This window comes from Streptomyces sp. NPDC104761 (assembly GCF_055583445.1).
The window spans coordinates 210,566-225,861 of record NZ_JBVJNZ010000002.1 but is presented as its reverse complement, the minus strand read 5'-3'; the positions used below and the strand labels follow the sequence as shown (position 1 = coordinate 225,861).

At 71.5% G+C, this 15,296-nt stretch carries 13 protein-coding genes, 1 tRNA gene and 1 pseudogene; 11 read left to right on the top strand and 4 right to left on the bottom strand.

The genetic code is table 11. From position 1 onward, the window contains the following. Positions 1–123: 123 nt before the first annotated feature. Positions 124–1,653, bottom strand: coding sequence for a potassium/proton antiporter (locus ACZ63F_RS07565; protein WP_469709590.1), 1,530 nt, complete (start codon positions 1,651–1,653; stop codon positions 124–126). 234 nt (positions 1,654–1,887) lie between these two features. Between ACZ63F_RS07565 and ACZ63F_RS07560 the strand changes: the two genes are divergently transcribed. Beyond that, a complete protein-coding gene (locus tag ACZ63F_RS07560) occupies positions 1,888–4,650 on the top strand; it encodes a penicillin acylase family protein (protein WP_469709589.1) in 2,763 nt (920 codons plus the stop codon). Positions 4,651–4,761: 111 nt separating this feature from the next. Here the strand turns inward: ACZ63F_RS07560 and ACZ63F_RS07555 are convergent, their stop codons facing one another. Beyond that, positions 4,762–5,343 carry a 5-formyltetrahydrofolate cyclo-ligase gene (locus ACZ63F_RS07555; RefSeq protein ID WP_469709588.1) on the bottom strand — a complete coding sequence of 194 codons (582 nt, stop codon included), beginning with the start codon at positions 5,341–5,343 and terminating at the stop codon, positions 4,762–4,764. Positions 5,344–5,477: 134 nt separating this feature from the next. Here ACZ63F_RS07555 and galU point away from each other — a divergent pair, with 134 nt between their 5' ends. From galU to ACZ63F_RS07520, 7 genes are all read left to right on the top strand, one after another. Then, positions 5,478–6,389 (top strand): UTP--glucose-1-phosphate uridylyltransferase GalU, encoded by a 912-nt coding sequence (gene galU, locus ACZ63F_RS07550; protein ID WP_352356771.1) that lies wholly within the window; start codon positions 5,478–5,480, stop codon positions 6,387–6,389. Further along, positions 6,386–7,708 (top strand): molybdotransferase-like divisome protein Glp, encoded by a 1,323-nt coding sequence (gene glp, locus ACZ63F_RS07545; RefSeq protein ID WP_469709587.1) that lies wholly within the window; start codon positions 6,386–6,388, stop codon positions 7,706–7,708. The genes galU and glp overlap by 4 nt, the downstream gene beginning before the upstream one ends. A 277-nt stretch (positions 7,709–7,985) precedes the next feature. Then, the gene (moaC, locus tag ACZ63F_RS07540; protein WP_469709586.1) at positions 7,986–8,498 is read left to right on the top strand and encodes a cyclic pyranopterin monophosphate synthase MoaC; all 513 of its coding nucleotides are present in this window, start codon (positions 7,986–7,988) and stop codon (positions 8,496–8,498) included. Continuing rightward, positions 8,495–9,031, top strand: coding sequence for a MogA/MoaB family molybdenum cofactor biosynthesis protein (locus ACZ63F_RS07535; RefSeq protein WP_469709585.1), 537 nt, complete (start codon positions 8,495–8,497; stop codon positions 9,029–9,031). The genes moaC and ACZ63F_RS07535 overlap by 4 nt, the downstream gene beginning before the upstream one ends. 20 nt (positions 9,032–9,051) lie before the next feature. Further along, positions 9,052–9,732, top strand: a complete 681-nt coding sequence (locus ACZ63F_RS07530) for a GNAT family N-acetyltransferase (protein ID WP_469709584.1) — start codon at positions 9,052–9,054, stop codon at positions 9,730–9,732. 185 nt (positions 9,733–9,917) lie between these two features. Further along, complete coding sequence (gene sepX, locus ACZ63F_RS07525) at positions 9,918–11,198, top strand: divisome protein SepX/GlpR (RefSeq protein WP_469709583.1); 1,281 nt, start codon at positions 9,918–9,920, stop codon at positions 11,196–11,198. Between the two features lie 104 nt (positions 11,199–11,302). Beyond that, positions 11,303–11,376: transfer RNA gene (locus ACZ63F_RS07520), tRNA-Ala, on the top strand. Positions 11,377–11,464: 88 nt separating this feature from the next. Here the strand turns inward: ACZ63F_RS07520 and ACZ63F_RS07515 are convergent. After that, entirely contained in the window at positions 11,465–12,463 is a 999-nt protein-coding gene (locus tag ACZ63F_RS07515) for a LysR family transcriptional regulator (RefSeq protein WP_469709582.1), read from the bottom strand. Positions 12,464–12,629: 166 nt separating this feature from the next. Between ACZ63F_RS07515 and ACZ63F_RS07510 the strand changes: the two are divergent. After that, positions 12,630–13,007: pseudogene (locus tag ACZ63F_RS07510) on the top strand (nuclear transport factor 2 family protein); the annotation flags it as partial. Between the two features lie 11 nt (positions 13,008–13,018). On the opposite strand, the gene ACZ63F_RS07505 reads toward ACZ63F_RS07510, so the two are convergent. Beyond that, entirely contained in the window at positions 13,019–13,519 is a 501-nt protein-coding gene (locus tag ACZ63F_RS07505; protein WP_469709581.1) for a GNAT family N-acetyltransferase, read from the bottom strand. A 58-nt stretch (positions 13,520–13,577) separates the two neighbouring features. Here ACZ63F_RS07505 and ACZ63F_RS07500 point away from each other — a divergent pair, with 58 nt between their 5' ends. Both ACZ63F_RS07500 and ACZ63F_RS07495 read left to right on the top strand, forming a co-directional pair. Continuing rightward, positions 13,578–14,402, top strand: coding sequence for an exodeoxyribonuclease III (locus tag ACZ63F_RS07500; protein WP_469709580.1), 825 nt, complete (start codon positions 13,578–13,580; stop codon positions 14,400–14,402). Positions 14,403–14,472: 70 nt separating this feature from the next. Further along, a complete protein-coding gene (locus tag ACZ63F_RS07495) occupies positions 14,473–15,270 on the top strand; it encodes a DUF4253 domain-containing protein (RefSeq protein WP_469709579.1) in 798 nt (265 codons plus the stop codon). The last annotated feature ends 26 nt before the right edge of the window (positions 15,271–15,296 follow it).

Sequence of the window (15,296 nt, the reverse complement as noted above, 5' to 3'; positions counted from 1 at the left end):
AGAGTTGGTTCGATCAGGTGCTTTCATCGTACAGGGGAAGGGCCCGGTACACCTGTGAAAACGAGCACCATGACCCCGCTTCACCTGGGATTACCCGAGGTGTGAAGTGCCCGAAACATGCCCTTAACGCACGCCCGCCGTCCCGTTCGTGCCCAGCCAGCCCGCCAGCTTGCCCCCGTGGCCGACCGCGCGCAGCCGCCGTTCCGCGGCGTCCCGCACCGGGTCGGTGGCGACCACGAGGAGTTCGTCCCCGCGCCGCAGCACCGTCGCGGGCAGCGGAACAAACGATTTTCCTTCGCGGACGACCAGGGTGACGGCGGCCCCGGCCGGCAGCCGCAGCTCGTTGATCTCCACGCCGTGCATCCGGGAGCCCTCCGGGATCGACACGGACAGCAGGTGCCCGCGCAGCCGCTCCAGGGGCGCGGACTCGATGCCGAGGTCGGCGGCCTCGGGGCCTTCGCCGAGCCGCAGCCTGCGGGCCAGCCAGGGCAGGGTCGGCCCCTGGACGAGGGTGTAGACGACGACCAGCACGAAGACGATGTTGAAGATCCGGTGGCTGGTGTCGACGCCGTTCACCATGGGGATCGTCGCCAGGATGATGGGCACGGCGCCGCGCAGCCCGGCCCAGGACATCAGGGTCTGCTCCCCCCAGGGCACCCGGAAGGGCGCGAGACTGACGACCACGCTCAGCGGCCGCGCCACCATGGTGAGCACGAGCCCGATGATCAGCGCGGGCAGGAAGTCGTCGCCGAGTTCGTGCGGGGTGACCAGCAGTCCGAGCAGCACGAACATGCCGATCTGGGCGATCCAGCCGAGTCCCTCGGCGAAACCGCGGGTGGCCGGCCAGTGCGGCAGCTTGGCGTTGCCGAGCACCATGGAGGCCAGGTAGACCGCGAGGAAGCCGCTGCCGTGCGCCAGTGCGCCGGCGGCGTAGGCCGTGACCGCGATGGCCATCACGGCGATCGGGTAGAGGCCGGAGGCGGGCAGCGCGACGTGCCGCAGCCCCCAGGCGCCGAGCCAGCCGGCCGCGAGGCCCAGGGCCGCGCCGATGGCCAGCTCCATGGCTATCTCGGCCAGCAGCACGTACCAGTGCTGGACCGGTCCCGCGGTGGAGAAGGCGACGACCAGGATGACCACCGGGGCGTCGTTGAAGCCGGACTCCGCCTCCAGCGTGCCCGTCACGCGCGCCGGCAGCGGAATGCGCCGCAGTACCGAGAACACCGCCGCCGCGTCCGTCGAGGACACCACCGCCCCGATGATGAGCGCCTGCCGCCACTCCAGCCCGACGAGGTAGTGCGCGCCCGCCGCGGTGACGCCGACGCTCACGCCGACCCCGACCAGGGCCAGCACGGAGGCCGATGCCAGGACGGGTTCGACCTCCTTCCACTTCGTGCCGAGACCGCCCTCGGCCAGGATCACGACCAGGGCCGCGTACCCGATGACCTGGGTCAGCTCGGCATTGCTGAAGTGGATGTTCCCGATGCCGTCCTGGCCCATGAGGACGCCGATCCCCAGGTACACGAGCAGGCTGGGGAGCCCGCTGCGCGAGGAGATCCGGACGGCCGCGACGGCGACGAGCAGGACCAGGGAGCAGACGAGCAGAAGCTGGTTGAGGTGGTGGACAGTCAGCGGCGGTTCCCTTCCTTGGCTCACACGCGGGCGACGCGGAAGCGCACGTACACAGGACCGAGAGTGCGGCACCCCGCACCCAAGTACTTCGTTACCTTACCTAACTCTTGACGCTTTCTTGACGCTTCCCGAGGCAAGATCGAACGCCCGTGCCCGCCGGTTCCCTACTCCGGGTCAAGTGGCGTAGGGCCCTGCGCCTATGGTTGCTCCAGCACTCCAGGACCGCCTGCCGCTCGCGTTAGGACAGCAAGGACAGCGATGCCCCCCAACACCACCGCCACATCGGGTGACAAGCCTGGCAAGTCCGGCAGGAAGAAGGGGCGCAGAGCCCGGCTGATCGTGCTGGTGCTCGTCCTGGCCGTCGTCGGTGGCGTCTTCTACGGGGCGTACTGGTCGGTCAGCACGGTCCGTGCGTCCTTCCCGCAGACCAAGGGTTCGATCACGCTCGAAGGCCTCTCCGGACCCGTGACCGTGAAGCGCGACGGCTACGGCATCCCCCAGATCTACGCCTCGACCGACGAGGACCTGTTCATGGCGCAGGGCTACATCCAGGCGCAGGACAGGTTCTACGAGATGGACGTGCGCCGCCACATGACCTCCGGGCGCCTGTCGGAGATGTTCGGCAAGAGCCAGGTGAAGAACGACGAGTTCCTGCGCACCATGGGCTGGGACCGGGTCGCGAAGGAGGAGTACGACACCAAGCTGTCGGCCTCCACGAAGAAGTACCTCCAGGCCTACTCCAAGGGGGTCAACGCCTACCTCCAGGGCAAGGACGGCAAGGACATCTCCCTGGAGTACGCGGCCCTCGGGTTCGTCAACGACTACAAGCCCGCGCAGTGGACCCCCGTCGACTCGGTCTCCTGGCTCAAGGCGATGGCCTGGGACCTGCGCGGCAACATGGACGACGAGATCGACCGCGCCCTGATGACCAGCCGCCTCGGCCCGCAGCAGATCAGGGACCTCTACCCGGACTACCCGTACAGCCGCAACCAGCCGATCGTCCAGGAGGGCCAGTACGACGCGGTCACCAAGACGTTCGAGCAGAGCGACTCCACGAGCGGCTCCGGGACCTCGACGGGCACCAGCGGCACCTCGACCTCCTCGTCCACCGGTTCGGCCCTCACGAGCCAGCTGGAGAGCCTCTACAACGTCCTGGACGACGTCCCCACCGCGGTCGGTGTGAACGGCCAGGGCATCGGCTCCAACTCCTGGGTCGTCCGGGGCCAGTACACCATCACCGGCAAGCCGCTGCTCGCCAACGACCCGCACCTTTCGGCGTCGCTTCCGTCCGTCTGGTACCAGATGGGCCTGCACTGCACCACGATCTCCAGCAAGTGCCAGTACGACGTCACCGGCTACACCTTCGCGGGCATGCCCGGCGTGATCATCGGCCACAACGCCGACATCGCCTGGGGCATGACCAACTCCGGGGTCGACGTCACCGACCTCTACCTGGAGAAGCTCTCCGGCGACGGCTACCTGTACGACGGCAGGACCAAGCCCTTCACGACCCGCACGGAGACCATCGACGTCGCCGGCGGCGCGTCCAAGAAGATCGTCGTGCGCCAGACCGCCGACGGCATGCCGCTGCTGTCCGACCGTGACGACGAACTCGTAGAGGTCGGCAAGAAGGCGAGCGTCGACACCGCCGCACCCGATCGCGGCGACGGCTACGGCATCGCCCTGAGATGGACCGCCCTGGACCCGGGCACCACCATGGACGCCGTCTTCGCCATCGACAAGGCGTCCGACTGGAGTTCCTTCCGGGACGCGGCCGCCCAGTTCGACGTGCCCTCGCAGAACCTGGTCTACGCCGACACCAAGAACAACATCGGCTACACGCTGCCCGGCAGGATCCCCACGCGCTCGTCGGCGGACGACGGCTCGATCCCGGCGCCGGGCTGGGACTCCAAGTACAAGTGGACCGGCTTCATCAAGCAGGACGAGCTGCCCTACGAGTACAACCCGAAGCGCGGCTACATCGTCACCGCCAACCAGGCCGTGATCGACAAGGACAAGTACCCCTACACCCTCACCACGGACTGGGGTTACGGCACCCGCAGCCAGCGCATCACCGACCTGATCGAGTCGAAGATCAAGGACGGCGGCAAGATCTCCACCGACGACATGCGCCAGATGCAGACGGACAACAGCAGCGAGATCGCCAAGCTGCTGGTGCCCAAGCTGCTGAAGATCAACCTCGACGACAAGGACGTCCGGGAGGCGCAGAAGCTTCTGGAGGGCTGGGACTACACCCAGGACGCCGACTCGGCGGCCGCGGCCTACTTCAACTCGGTCTGGCGCAACATCCTCAAGCTCGCCTTCGGCAACAAGCTGCCCAAGGAGCTGCGGGTCAAGGGCCAGTGCCTGTGGGTCGACAAGATCGACAGCACCGGCCCGGTGGACGAGGACACCAAGGTGCGCGAGTGCGGCGAGCGCGACGCCGACCAGGCCCAGCCGGACGGCGGCGACCGGTGGTTCGAGGTGGTCCGCAACCTCATGAACAAGCCGGACAGCGACTGGTGGAAGACGCCGGCCGGCGCGGGTGACCGCCCCAAGGCCGACACCATGGACGAGCTCTTCAAGCGCGCCATGATCGACGCCCGCTGGGAGCTGACCGCCAAGCTCGGCAAGGACATCGACACCTGGAGCTGGGGCCGGCTGCACCGCCTGTTCCTGAAGAACCAGACCCTGGGCACCGACGGCCCGGCCGTCGTCCAGTACATCCTCAACCGCGGCCCCTGGAAGCTCAGCGGCGGCGAGGCCACGGTCGACGCGACCGGCTGGAACGCCGCCGGCGGCTACGGCGTCGTGTGGGTCCCCTCCATGCGGATGGTCGTCAACCTCGACGACTTCGACAAGTCCAAGTGGATCAACCTCACCGGAGCCTCGGGGCACGCCTTCAGCGCCCACTACACCGACCAGACCGGCAAATGGGCCGACGGCGAACTGCTCTCCTGGTCGTTCTCGGACCAGGCGGTCGACAAGAGCACCAGCGACACCCTCGTCCTCAAGCCCTGAGCCCGACGGTCACCGCCGCCGCAACGGCCCGCCACGCACGCGTGGCGGGCCGTTGCGCATGAGGGCGGCTCGCATGAGAGCGGCTTCGCGTGCGAGGCGGGCGAGCGCGGCTCAGGGGCTCGCGAACCGGCGCACCCCCGACGGCGTCACCACCGCCTGCACCGGCAGGTCGTGCGCCTCGGCGGGCACCCGCCCGACGACCTCCGTGTCGTACAGCAGCACCACCAGCGCCGGGTGCGCGCCCGCGCGTTCCAGACGCGCCAGCACCCGGTCGTACGACCCTCCGCCGCGCCCGAGCCGCATCCCGCGCGCGTCCACCGCGAGCCCCGGCAGCAGCACGGCGTCCGCACCGAGCACGGCGTCCGGCCCGAGGCGTTCACCGGTGGGCTCGAACAGCGCCATCTTCCCGCCGTGTTGGACGCGGGCGAGGGAGCCCTCCCCGGCGTACGCGCCCCAGTCCAGGTCGTGGTCCGGCAGCAGCGCGGGGAGCAGCACGCGCACCCCCCGCGTGACCAGCGCGTCCAGCAGTGCGAGCGTGCCTGGCTCGTTCCCGACCGAGACGTACGCCGCCACCGTGCGCGCACGCGCCAGCTCGGGCAGTTCCAGCGCGTGCCCGGCCAGCGCGTCGGCCGCCTCCCTGACGACATCCGCCGTCAACCTGTTCCTCACTCCGAGGAAGTCCCGGCGCAACATTCGCTTGTCACCCTCGGCCCCAGGTCCACCGTGCTCCACAGGTCGTTCCCGCACCCTTCTCCAATCCGCTCATATGAGTATCAAATGCCCGGAGCCTCAGATTCTCCATAAAGGCACCGGATAAGGTTGCGGACATGACTCAGTCGCACCCCAGGATCAGCAAGGCTGTCATTCCCGCAGCTGGCCTCGGCACCCGGTTCCTGCCGGCCACCAAGGCCACTCCCAAGGAGATGCTGCCGGTCGTCGACAAGCCGGCGATCCAGTACGTGGTCGAGGAGGCCGTGTCGGCGGGGCTCGACGACGTCCTCATGATCACCGGACGCAACAAGCGTCCCCTGGAGGACCACTTCGACCGCAACTACGAGCTGGAATCGGCGCTCCAGAAGAAGGGCGACGCCGGCCGGCTCGCCAAGGTGCAGGAGTCCAGCGACCTGGCCACCATGCACTACGTCCGCCAGGGCGACCCCAGGGGCCTCGGCCACGCCGTGCTCTGCGCCGCCCCGCACGTGGGCCACGAGCCCTTCGCCGTCCTGCTCGGCGACGACCTGATCGACCCGCGCGACCCCCTGCTCCAGCGCATGATCGAGGTCCAGGAGCAGCACGGCGGCAGCGTGATCGCGCTCATGGAGGTCGACCCGGAACAGATCCACCTCTACGGCTGCGCCGCCGTGGAGCCCACCGCCGACGGCGACGTCGTCAAGGTGACCGGCCTGGTCGAGAAGCCCGATCCGGCGGACGCCCCGTCCAGCTACGCGGTGATCGGCCGCTACGTCCTCGACCCGCACGTCTTCGACATACTGCGGCGCACCGAGCCGGGCCGCGGCGGCGAGATCCAGCTCACCGACGCCCTCCAGCAGCTCGCCCAGGACGAAAAGGTCGGCGGCCCCGTGCACGGCGTCGTCTTCAAGGGCCGCCGGTATGACACCGGCGACCGCGGCGACTATCTGCGTGCCATTGTCCGCCTCGCGTGCGAACGTGAAGACCTGGGCCCGGACTTCCGGACCTGGCTTCGCAGTTACGTAGCCGAGGAGATGCAGCAGAGTTGAGCAGCACCGCGACCCGCCCCGCCGGCCCGGACCACCTGTGGTCGGTGGACGAGCACCTGGAGGACATCCTCACCGCCGTCCGCCCCCTGGAGCCCATCGAGCTGCAACTCCTCGACGCCCAGGGCTGCGTCCTGGTCGACGACGTCACGGTGCCGCTCTCGCTGCCGCCGTTCGACAACAGCTCCATGGACGGGTACGCGGTGCGGGTCGCGGACGTGGCGGGCGCAAGCGAGGAGTTCCCGGCCGTCCTGGAGGTCGTCGGGGACGTCGCGGCGGGCGCGGTCGAGCTGACCCCGGTGGGCCCCGGTCAGGCGGTCCGCATCATGACCGGCGCCCCGCTGCCGCCCGGCGCCGAGGCCGTCGTCCCCGTCGAGTGGACCGACGGAGGACTCGGCGAGGGGCCGGTCGCCGGGATGCGGGCGCGCAGCCTCGCGCCCGAGGGTGCCGAGGGGCACGTGCGCGTGCACCGGCCGGCCGAGGCGCGCGCGCACGTACGCGCGCGCGGCAGCGACGTGAAGGCCGGCGACCTCGCCCTGGCGGCCGGCACCGTCCTCGGTCCGCCGCAGATCGCGCTGCTCGCCGCGATCGGCCGCGGCACGGCACGCGTGCGCCCGCGCCCCCGCGTGGTCGTCGTGTCCACCGGCAGCGAACTCGTCCAGCCCGACGAGGCGCTCGGCAGCGGGCAGATCTACGACTCCAACAGCTTCGCCCTCACCGCCGCCGCCCGGGACGCGGGAGCCATCGCCTACCGGGTGGGCGCCGTCGTCGACGACGCCGAGACCCTGCGCGCCACCATCGAGGACCAGCTCGTCCGCGCCGACCTGCTGGTCACCACCGGCGGGGTCAGCGTGGGCGCGTACGACGTGGTCAAGGAGGCCCTGGCGCACGTCGGCGACGCGGACGAGCCGGGCAGCGGCATCGACTTCCGCAAGCTCGCCATGCAGCCCGGCAAGCCCCAGGGCTTCGGCACCATCGGCCCCGACCACACGCCCCTGCTGGCGCTGCCGGGCAACCCCGTGTCGTCGTACGTCTCCTTCGAGCTGTTCGTGCGCCCCGCCATCCGCACCCTGATGGGCCTTGACGACGTCCACCGGCCGCGCACCACGGCCACCCTCAGGGCAGGCAAGGCGCTGAGCTCGCCCAGGGGACGCCGGCAGTTCCTGCGCGGGGCGTACGCCGACGGCGAGGTGACCGCCGTGGGCGGCGCCGGTTCCCACCTGATCGCGGCACTGGCGCACGCCGACGCGCTGATCGTCGTACCCGAGGACGTGGAGTCCGTCGAGCCCGGCACCGACGTCGAGGTCGTCCTGCTCGGCTGACGGGTGTCTTGATCGGCTGACGGTCGTCTTGATCGGCGATCGGCTGACGGTCGTCGTGCGCGGCTGACGGTCGTCGTGCGCGGTCGGCGGTCGTCGTGCGCGGTCGGCGTGCGTCCTGCGCGGTCGGCGGGCGGCCGCCGGTCGTCCCGCCCAGCACGTGTACCCGTCCGCCGGGCGGTCCTGCCCGCTGGTGCGCGCCGTCTTGGCGGTACCGTGTCGCGCACAGCAGGCCCGAGCGCCGCACCGCGACGGGCCAGGACCGGGAGCGCCACACAGCATGACTGAGCCCTTCCGGGGGGACACCCCCGGACCCTTTGCGCCAGACCGACTGACGCACCTCGACGACGCCGGCGCCGCCCGCATGGTCGACGTGTCCGGCAAGGACGTGACCGCACGCACCGCCCGCGCCAGCGGGCGGGTCCTCGTCTCGCCCCGCGTGGTCGCGTTGCTGCGCGGCGAGGGCGTTCCGAAGGGTGACGCCCTCGCCACCGCGCGCATCGCCGGGATCATGGGGGCCAAGCGCACCCCGGACCTGATTCCGCTGTGTCACCCCTTGGCCCTCTCCGGTGTGAAACTGGACCTGGCGGTCGCGGACGACGCGGTGGAGATCCTGGCCACGGTGCGGACGACGGACCGCACGGGTGTCGAGATGGAGGCGCTCACGGCGGTCTCCGTCGCGGCCCTCACGGTGATCGACATGGTCAAGGCGGTCGACAAGGGAGCGGTCATCACGGACGTACGCGTGGAGGAGAAGACGGGCGGGAAGTCGGGCGACTGGAGCCGGGCGTGAACGCCGGGCCGTACGCCGGTGGCGTGCCGCGCGCGCCGTATCGCGCGCTGGTCGTGACCGCCTCCAACCGGGCCGCCGCCGGTGTCTACGAGGACAGGGGCGGACCGCTGGTCGCGGCGGGCCTTGCGGGCCTCGGGTTCAGCGTGGACGGGCCGCGGGTCGTGCCCGACGGGGAACCCGTGGCGGCGGCGCTGCGCGCCGGGGTCGAGGCGGGGTACGACGTCGTCGTCACCACCGGCGGCACCGGGATCTCGCCCACCGACCGGACGCCGGAGGCGACCCGCGCGGTGCTCGACTACGAGGTGCCGGGCATCGCCGAGGCCGTCCGGGCGTTCGGACGGGAGAAGGTGCCCACCGCCGCGCTCTCCCGGGGCCTGGCCGGGGTGGCGGGCCGGACACTGATCGTCAACCTTCCGGGGTCCACCGGCGGGGTGCGGGACGGGCTCGCCGTCCTGGAACCGCTGCTGGCGCACGCCGTCGACCAGATCCGCGGCGGCGACCATCCCGGGCCGAGCAGTGGGGGTGCGAGCTGAACAGCCTGTCCTGGCCCGTCGTGCTGGTGGACGGCGACGTCGTCCTCCGGCCCATAAGGGTGCGTGACCAGCGGGCCTGGCGCGAGGTCAACCGGCGCAACCGGGACTGGCTGCGCCCCTGGGAGGCCACCATCCCGCCGCCCACGCCCAGCGGGCCGATCGCGCACCGGCCGACCTACCGGCAGATGGTCCGGCACCTGCGGTCCGAGGCGAACGCCGGCCGCATGCTGCCGTTCGTCATCGAGTACCAGGGGCGCCTGGTCGGGCAGTTGACGGTCGCCGGGATCACCTGGGGGTCGATGTGCTCGGGACATGTCGGCTACTGGGTGGACCAGTCGGTGGCCGGCCGCGGGGTGATGCCGACGGCCGTCGCGCTCGTGGTGGACCACTGTTTCCGCTCCGTCGGTCTGCACCGCATCGAGGTCTGCATTCGCCCCGAGAACCGGCCCAGCCGCCGGGTCGTGGAGAAACTCGGATTCCGTGAGGAGGGGCTGCGGCCGCGTTATCTCCACATCGACGGCGCCTGGCGCGACCACCTCGTCTTCGCCCTCACCGCGGAAGAGGTGCCCGAGGGGTTGCTCGGCCGCTGGCAGCGGGCACGCTCGCAGAGCACGTCCGCAAAGACGCCGGGCCCGACCGGCCCCGGCACTTCTCCGCACGTGCCCCGCAATCCGCAGAACACTCCAGGGAATCCCGGCTAGCCGAACAAATTGAATGAGTGTTCGAAATTGATCGGTTCTTGACCATCTCGGGGCGTTGAATTCGCGGCTCCGGCGGCCTACTGATCGCATCGGTCACAAAAAAAGCTCGAAATATCAGCCAGATCGTGCGACACACCGGCGCAATTGGCAGATGGCCCCACGCAAACCCCTCTACCGTGTGAGGCGTGAGCAGCAGCGGCCTCATCTACGCAGTCATTGTCGGGGCCTGGGCCGCCTACTTGGTGCCGATGTGGCTCCGTAGGCAGGACGAGCTGAACGAGGCCCGTCCGACGGAACGCTTCAGCACCGCCATCCGGCTGCTGTCCGGACGGGCGGGGATGGAGCGTCGGTACGCCAGGGACCTGCGGGCGCGCTCCGCCTCGGAGGGGGAGCAGGACGCCGGCCAACCGGACGCCGTCACCGACTCGGTGGACGTCCGGGCCTTCGCCATGCCTCCGACCCGCCGTCAGGTCCGGGCGGACATCCCGCCGGAGAGGGGGGCGGAGGCGCCCGGACGCCAGGAACCGGCGCGCGACCGGACGGTCACGCCGACGGCCACGTCCGCGCCGCCCCGCCAGGCGGGCGCACCATCCGTACCGGCCCCGGCATCCGCCCCCACGCCCGCGCCCAAGTCGGGCTCCGTGCCCGCCCGTAAACAGATCCCGACCCCTCGGCGCGCGCCCTCCGCACAGGCGGCCGCGGAACGCGCCCGGCGCTCGAAGGCGCTCGCCCGCCGCCGGCGCACCACCGTCATGCTCTTCGTCGCCTTCACGCTGGGCGCGATCGTCGCCGCGGTCGGCGGACTGGCGTTCCTGTGGGCACCGGGCGTGCCCGCCGTCATGCTCAGCGCCTACATCGCCTACCTGCGGGCACAGGAGCGCCGGCGCTTCGCCTACCAGATGGACCGGCGTCAGGCCGAGGCCGCCGCGCAGCGGTTGCGGGAGCGCCAGCCGCGCCGGCGCGCGCCCCTCGACCCGGCGGGTGTCGGTGCGGACGAACCGGAGGAGGGACCAGCGGCCGGGACCGACCCCGGCCTGTCCGCGCTGGCCGCCGACCGGCGCGCCCTCGTCGAGCAGACCGACCACGCCGAGTGGGTCGACCAGCAGCGCGAGCGGCAGCGGCGGCCCGGGCACGGGGACAGCTGGGACCCGGTGCCGGTGCCCCTGCCGACCTACGTGACCGCACCAGTCGCACCGCGCGCCACCTCCGACGTGGACCTGGGGGCGCCGGACGCGTGGAGCTCGGCGCGCTCCAGCGCGGTCGTGCCGGAGCAGGAGACCAGGCCGGCGGCGCCCGAGGCCGAGGCGGAGCAGGCGGAGTCCGCCGCCGACGGCAGCACGGCACCGGCCGACGGCAGGACCGACGCCCGCCGTGCGGCGTCCGCCCGCCGGGCGCGCGAACGCGGACGCACGCCTCTCTTCGACCAGTACGAGGACGGCGACCGCCCCCGCGCGGCCAACGAATGACCTGACGGCGAGGGCGCGGGGCGCCTCGGCACCCCGCGCCTGACCAGTCAGGGAACGGATTTCCAAGCACCCCGACGGGGATGCTAGAGTTTCACTCGTTGCAAGGGCCTGTGGCGCAGTCCGGTAGCGCACCTCGTTCGCATCGAGGGGGCCAGGGGTTCAAATCCCCTCAGGTCCACTGCACGATGAGACCCCGCACGATCGTGAAGATCGCGCGGGGTCTTCGTCGTTCTCAAGGTGACTGCTCAGCTTCCGTATCGCGTCTGTCACACCGGCCCCGGGCGGCCCCGTCGGCTTCCCTGGCGAGCGCGACCGGCTGACGCTCCGTCCGCCGCCGTCGGGTCCTTCTCGACCGACTGGTGCCCGGCTTGGGGCGGGCGGATCGCGTCGAAGGCCGCGGCGAGATGGCCGAGCAGGGGCACCGTGCAGGGGTGGGGGTCGCGGCGCGGTGTGATCGCGTAGATCCCACGGGTGGGGGGATCCACGAGGGGCACGGCGGTGACGTCGGCCCGAAGTGCGGACGTCAGCACACCGGGTATCAGCGCAATGGCGTGGCCCGTTGCCACCAGGGCCAGTTTGCCGGGCAGATCGGCCGCCGCCAGGTCGATGCGGGCGCCGACCCCGGCGCGCGCGGCGTGCCGGCGCAGGAGCGCCGCCGAGCCGTCGTTGTCCTCGACCCAGATCTGGTCGGCCAGCGTCCGCATGTGCACGGGGCCGGGCCCGGCCTGCGGGTGGCCGACGGGCAGGACGACGACCATGTCGTCCAGCCCGATGAACCGGCGTTCCACCCGCTGGTCCTCGGGCAGCCCGGGCGGTGCGTCGGTGACGACGGCGATGTCCAGACCGCCGTCGATCACACGGTTGTGCAGCTGCGCGCTGAGCCCTGGGAACAGGCTCCAGCGGACGGATCCGGACCCTTCCAGCAGGGCCCGGACCGCTTCGGGCACCACCCCCGCGGCCAGGGACGGAGTCGCACCGACCGCCAGCGGCCGGTCGGTCACCCCGTCACGGACATCCCGTACGGCGCGAACCGCGCGGTCGGCCTCGTTGAGCGTGGCCAGGGCATGGCGCCGGAACACCTCGCCGGCCGGTGTCGGACGTACGCCGCGCGCATGGCGCTCCACCAGAGGGACACCGAGCTGCCGCTCCAGTCCGGCGATCTGCCGGGAGACGGCCGACTGCGTGTGAGCGAGCTCGGCGGCCGCCGCCGACAGCGATCCGAGCCGGCACACGGTCACGAAGGTCCGCCACACCGTCAGGTCCATGGCACCCATTGTCCAGGTGATATGCGCGATCCGCAGAGCAGCACTGCCAGATCTGCGCTTGTCGCAGGCTGCACGGTGCACCACCGTGGCCCTCATGACCACATCACACACGAGCGCCGACCCCGTGCTCCTGACGTCGGGCGACGCTCCCGGCGCCGTGGAGGGCATCGCCGAGGCCGCCACGGCCTCCGCCGCCGACAGTGCCGTGCTGGAACCGCTCCGCGCCTACGTCCGCGGCCACGCCACCGGTGACCCCGCCCACTTCCGCGCCGCGTTCCTGCCCACCGCGCACGTCGAAGGGGTCCGGGACGGCGCGTTCGTCTCGTGGTCCCTCGACCAGTACTGCGCTCTCTTCCCGGGCCGGCCCGCCCCGGACGAACCGGCGCGCTCCCGCCGCGTCGACGCCGTAGCCGTCCACGGCACCGTCGCCACCGCGACCATGACGCTCTTCCACGGCGTGGACACGTTCACCGACATCTTCCTGCTGGTCCGCGGTGACGGCGGCTGGCGCATCGCCAACAAGGTGTATCACCGGCGCTCTTGAGCCCTGGGGAGCTACAGGCCGGCCGGCGGATCCGCCCGCAGGGCCTTCGCGAAGCAGCGGCTCGACTCGTAGTGGCGGTAGTAGCCGAACTTGACGCACGGTTCGTAGCCGCTTGAGGTGTAGAGGGCGATGGCCTCCGGCTGCTTGGTGCCGGTCTCCAGGACCATGCGGAGGCGGCCGGCCGCGCGGGCGTCGGCCTCCAGGGCCGCGAGCATGCGGCGGGCGAGGCCGCGGCCGCGCATCGCCTCGATGACGAACATGCGCTTGAGCTCGGCGTCGCCGTCCTCGTTGCCCTCGCCGTTCGCGTCCTGGCTGCGCCAGCCGCCGGTGGCCACCGGGCGGTCGGACTCGTCGTACGCGATCAGGTAGATGCCGTTCGGCGGTGCGAAGTCGGCCGTGTCGAGGACGGTGGCGTCGCCGCCGTCGCCGTAGCGCAGCTGGTACTCGGCCTGGACCTCGTCGTTCAGCTTGACGGCGTCGGGGTGGTCGAAGGCGACTGGGCGTATATTCATGTGAGGCATCGTATATTCGTGCGGGCGGTGAACGCGGTGGACAGCGGGACTCCGTCCAGTGTGCCGGTATCGTGCCCTGGTGCTGACTGTGACCTCGGTGAATGTGAACGGGCTGCGGGCCGCCGCGAAGAAGGGCTTCGTGGAGTGGCTCGCGGAGACCTCCGCGGACGTGCTCTGCCTCCAGGAGGTGCGCGCCGAACCGCAGCAGCTCCCGGAGGAGGTGCGCGCGCCCGGCGGGTGGCACGTGGTGCACGCCCCCGCGGCCGCCAAGGGGCGCGCGGGTGTCTCCCTCTACACCCGGCGTGAGCCGGACCGGGTGCGCGTCGGCTTCGGATCGGAGGAGTTCGACGCGAGCGGTCGCTATGTCGAGGCCGACCTGCCAGGGGTCACCGTCGCCTCCCTCTACCTCCCCTCCGGCGAGGTCGGCACCGAGCGGCAGGACGAGAAGTACCGGTTCATGGGCGAGTTCCTGGCCCATCTGAAGGACCTGCGCGAACGGGCCGCCGCCGACGGCCGCGAGGTCGTCGTCTGCGGCGACTGGAACATCGCCCACCGGCAGGCCGACCTGAAGAACTGGCGCGGCAACACCAAGAACTCCGGCTTCCTCCCGGAGGAACGGGACTGGCTCGGCAGGGTCCTGGACCCGGCCGACGGCGGATACGTCGACGTCGTACGCGCCCTCCATCCGGACGTCGAGGGGCCGTACACCTGGTGGTCGTACCGGGGGCGGGCCTTCGACAACGATTCGGGATGGCGCATCGATCTCGCCGTGGCGACCCCGGGGCTGGCGGCCCGCGCCGTGAAGGCGGTCGTGGAGCGGGCGGCCAGCCATGGGGAGCGGTGGTCGGATCACGCTCCGGTCACGGTGACCTTCGAGATGTGACGCGGACCGGCTGCGGCCCCGCCCGGGCGCGGCAGGCCGTGTTGTCAGTGCCGCGCTCTACGGTGCGGTCATGACATTCGCGCTGCCCGACGGTCTGCCTCCCGGCCGGTTCGTGCCCCTCGGTCCCACCTCGGTGTGGGTCTCCGACGACTTCCCGGACGACGTCCGACAGCTGTGGCCCCGCCTGCTGGACGGGCGGAGGGGACACGGCCTGCTTCCGCTCCTGTGCTGGCTCGACGAGATGGGGAAGCCGCTCGGCCCGGAAGAGGTCGACGCCGTCCGTCTCGAGGAGGTGCTGGCCGCGGACTTCGCCGAGTACCGCCGCAAGAGGCTCCCGTTCTGGACGAACCCCACGCCGGCCCCGGTACCGGAGGAGGAAGAGGAGGGGATCGAGCCGTGGCCGCACGACCCCGGACCGCCCTTCACGCGCTGGCCCGGCCTGGCGCCGCGGATGCCGGTCACGTCCGCCTGCCCGACCCCCGAGGGGGCCGCGTCGGGCCTGGTGTCCGGGCTTGTGGAGACCGCCCCCTACGGGCTGTACGACTGCCGCCTCGTGCTCGTTCCCGCCCGCCGCGGCAGCGACGCCCTGGCGGTGACCGGCTGGTCCGCGGAGGCACCGCTGCCCCTGCTCTGCGCACTCCTGCGCAGCTGGGAGGACCGCTTCGGTGCCGAGGCCGTGGCGGTGTTCGGCAGCGAGCTGTACGTCTCCGTCGCGCGACCTCCCGTCGAGGCGGAGCACGCGGACCTGCTCGCCCTGGAGCACGTGCTGTCGACCGCGGACAACATCGTCGACGACCCGCCCACGCCGTTCCCCGAGTACGCGGCGGAGCTCGTGGGACGGGCTTCCTGGTCGTTCTGGTGGGACTAGGTCTGTCCGACCGTGCCAAGGGTCGT

Excerpts from the sequence above, each read along its gene's own strand:
- ACZ63F_RS07495 (WP_469709579.1), top strand. The coding sequence starts at position 14,473 with ATGACATTCGCGCTGCCCGACGGTCTGCCTCCCGGCCGGTTCGTGCCC.
- moaC (WP_469709586.1), top strand. The coding sequence starts at position 7,986 with ATGACTGAGCCCTTCCGGGGGGACACCCCCGGACCCTTTGCGCCAGAC.
- ACZ63F_RS07515 (WP_469709582.1), bottom strand. The coding sequence starts at position 12,463 with ATGGACCTGACGGTGTGGCGGACCTTCGTGACCGTGTGCCGGCTCGGA.
- ACZ63F_RS07555 (WP_469709588.1), bottom strand. The coding sequence starts at position 5,343 with ATGTTGCGCCGGGACTTCCTCGGAGTGAGGAACAGGTTGACGGCGGAT.
- ACZ63F_RS07560 (WP_469709589.1), top strand. The coding sequence starts at position 1,888 with ATGCCCCCCAACACCACCGCCACATCGGGTGACAAGCCTGGCAAGTCC.
- ACZ63F_RS07505 (WP_469709581.1), bottom strand. The coding sequence starts at position 13,519 with ATGAATATACGCCCAGTCGCCTTCGACCACCCCGACGCCGTCAAGCTG.
- galU (WP_352356771.1), top strand. The coding sequence starts at position 5,478 with ATGACTCAGTCGCACCCCAGGATCAGCAAGGCTGTCATTCCCGCAGCT.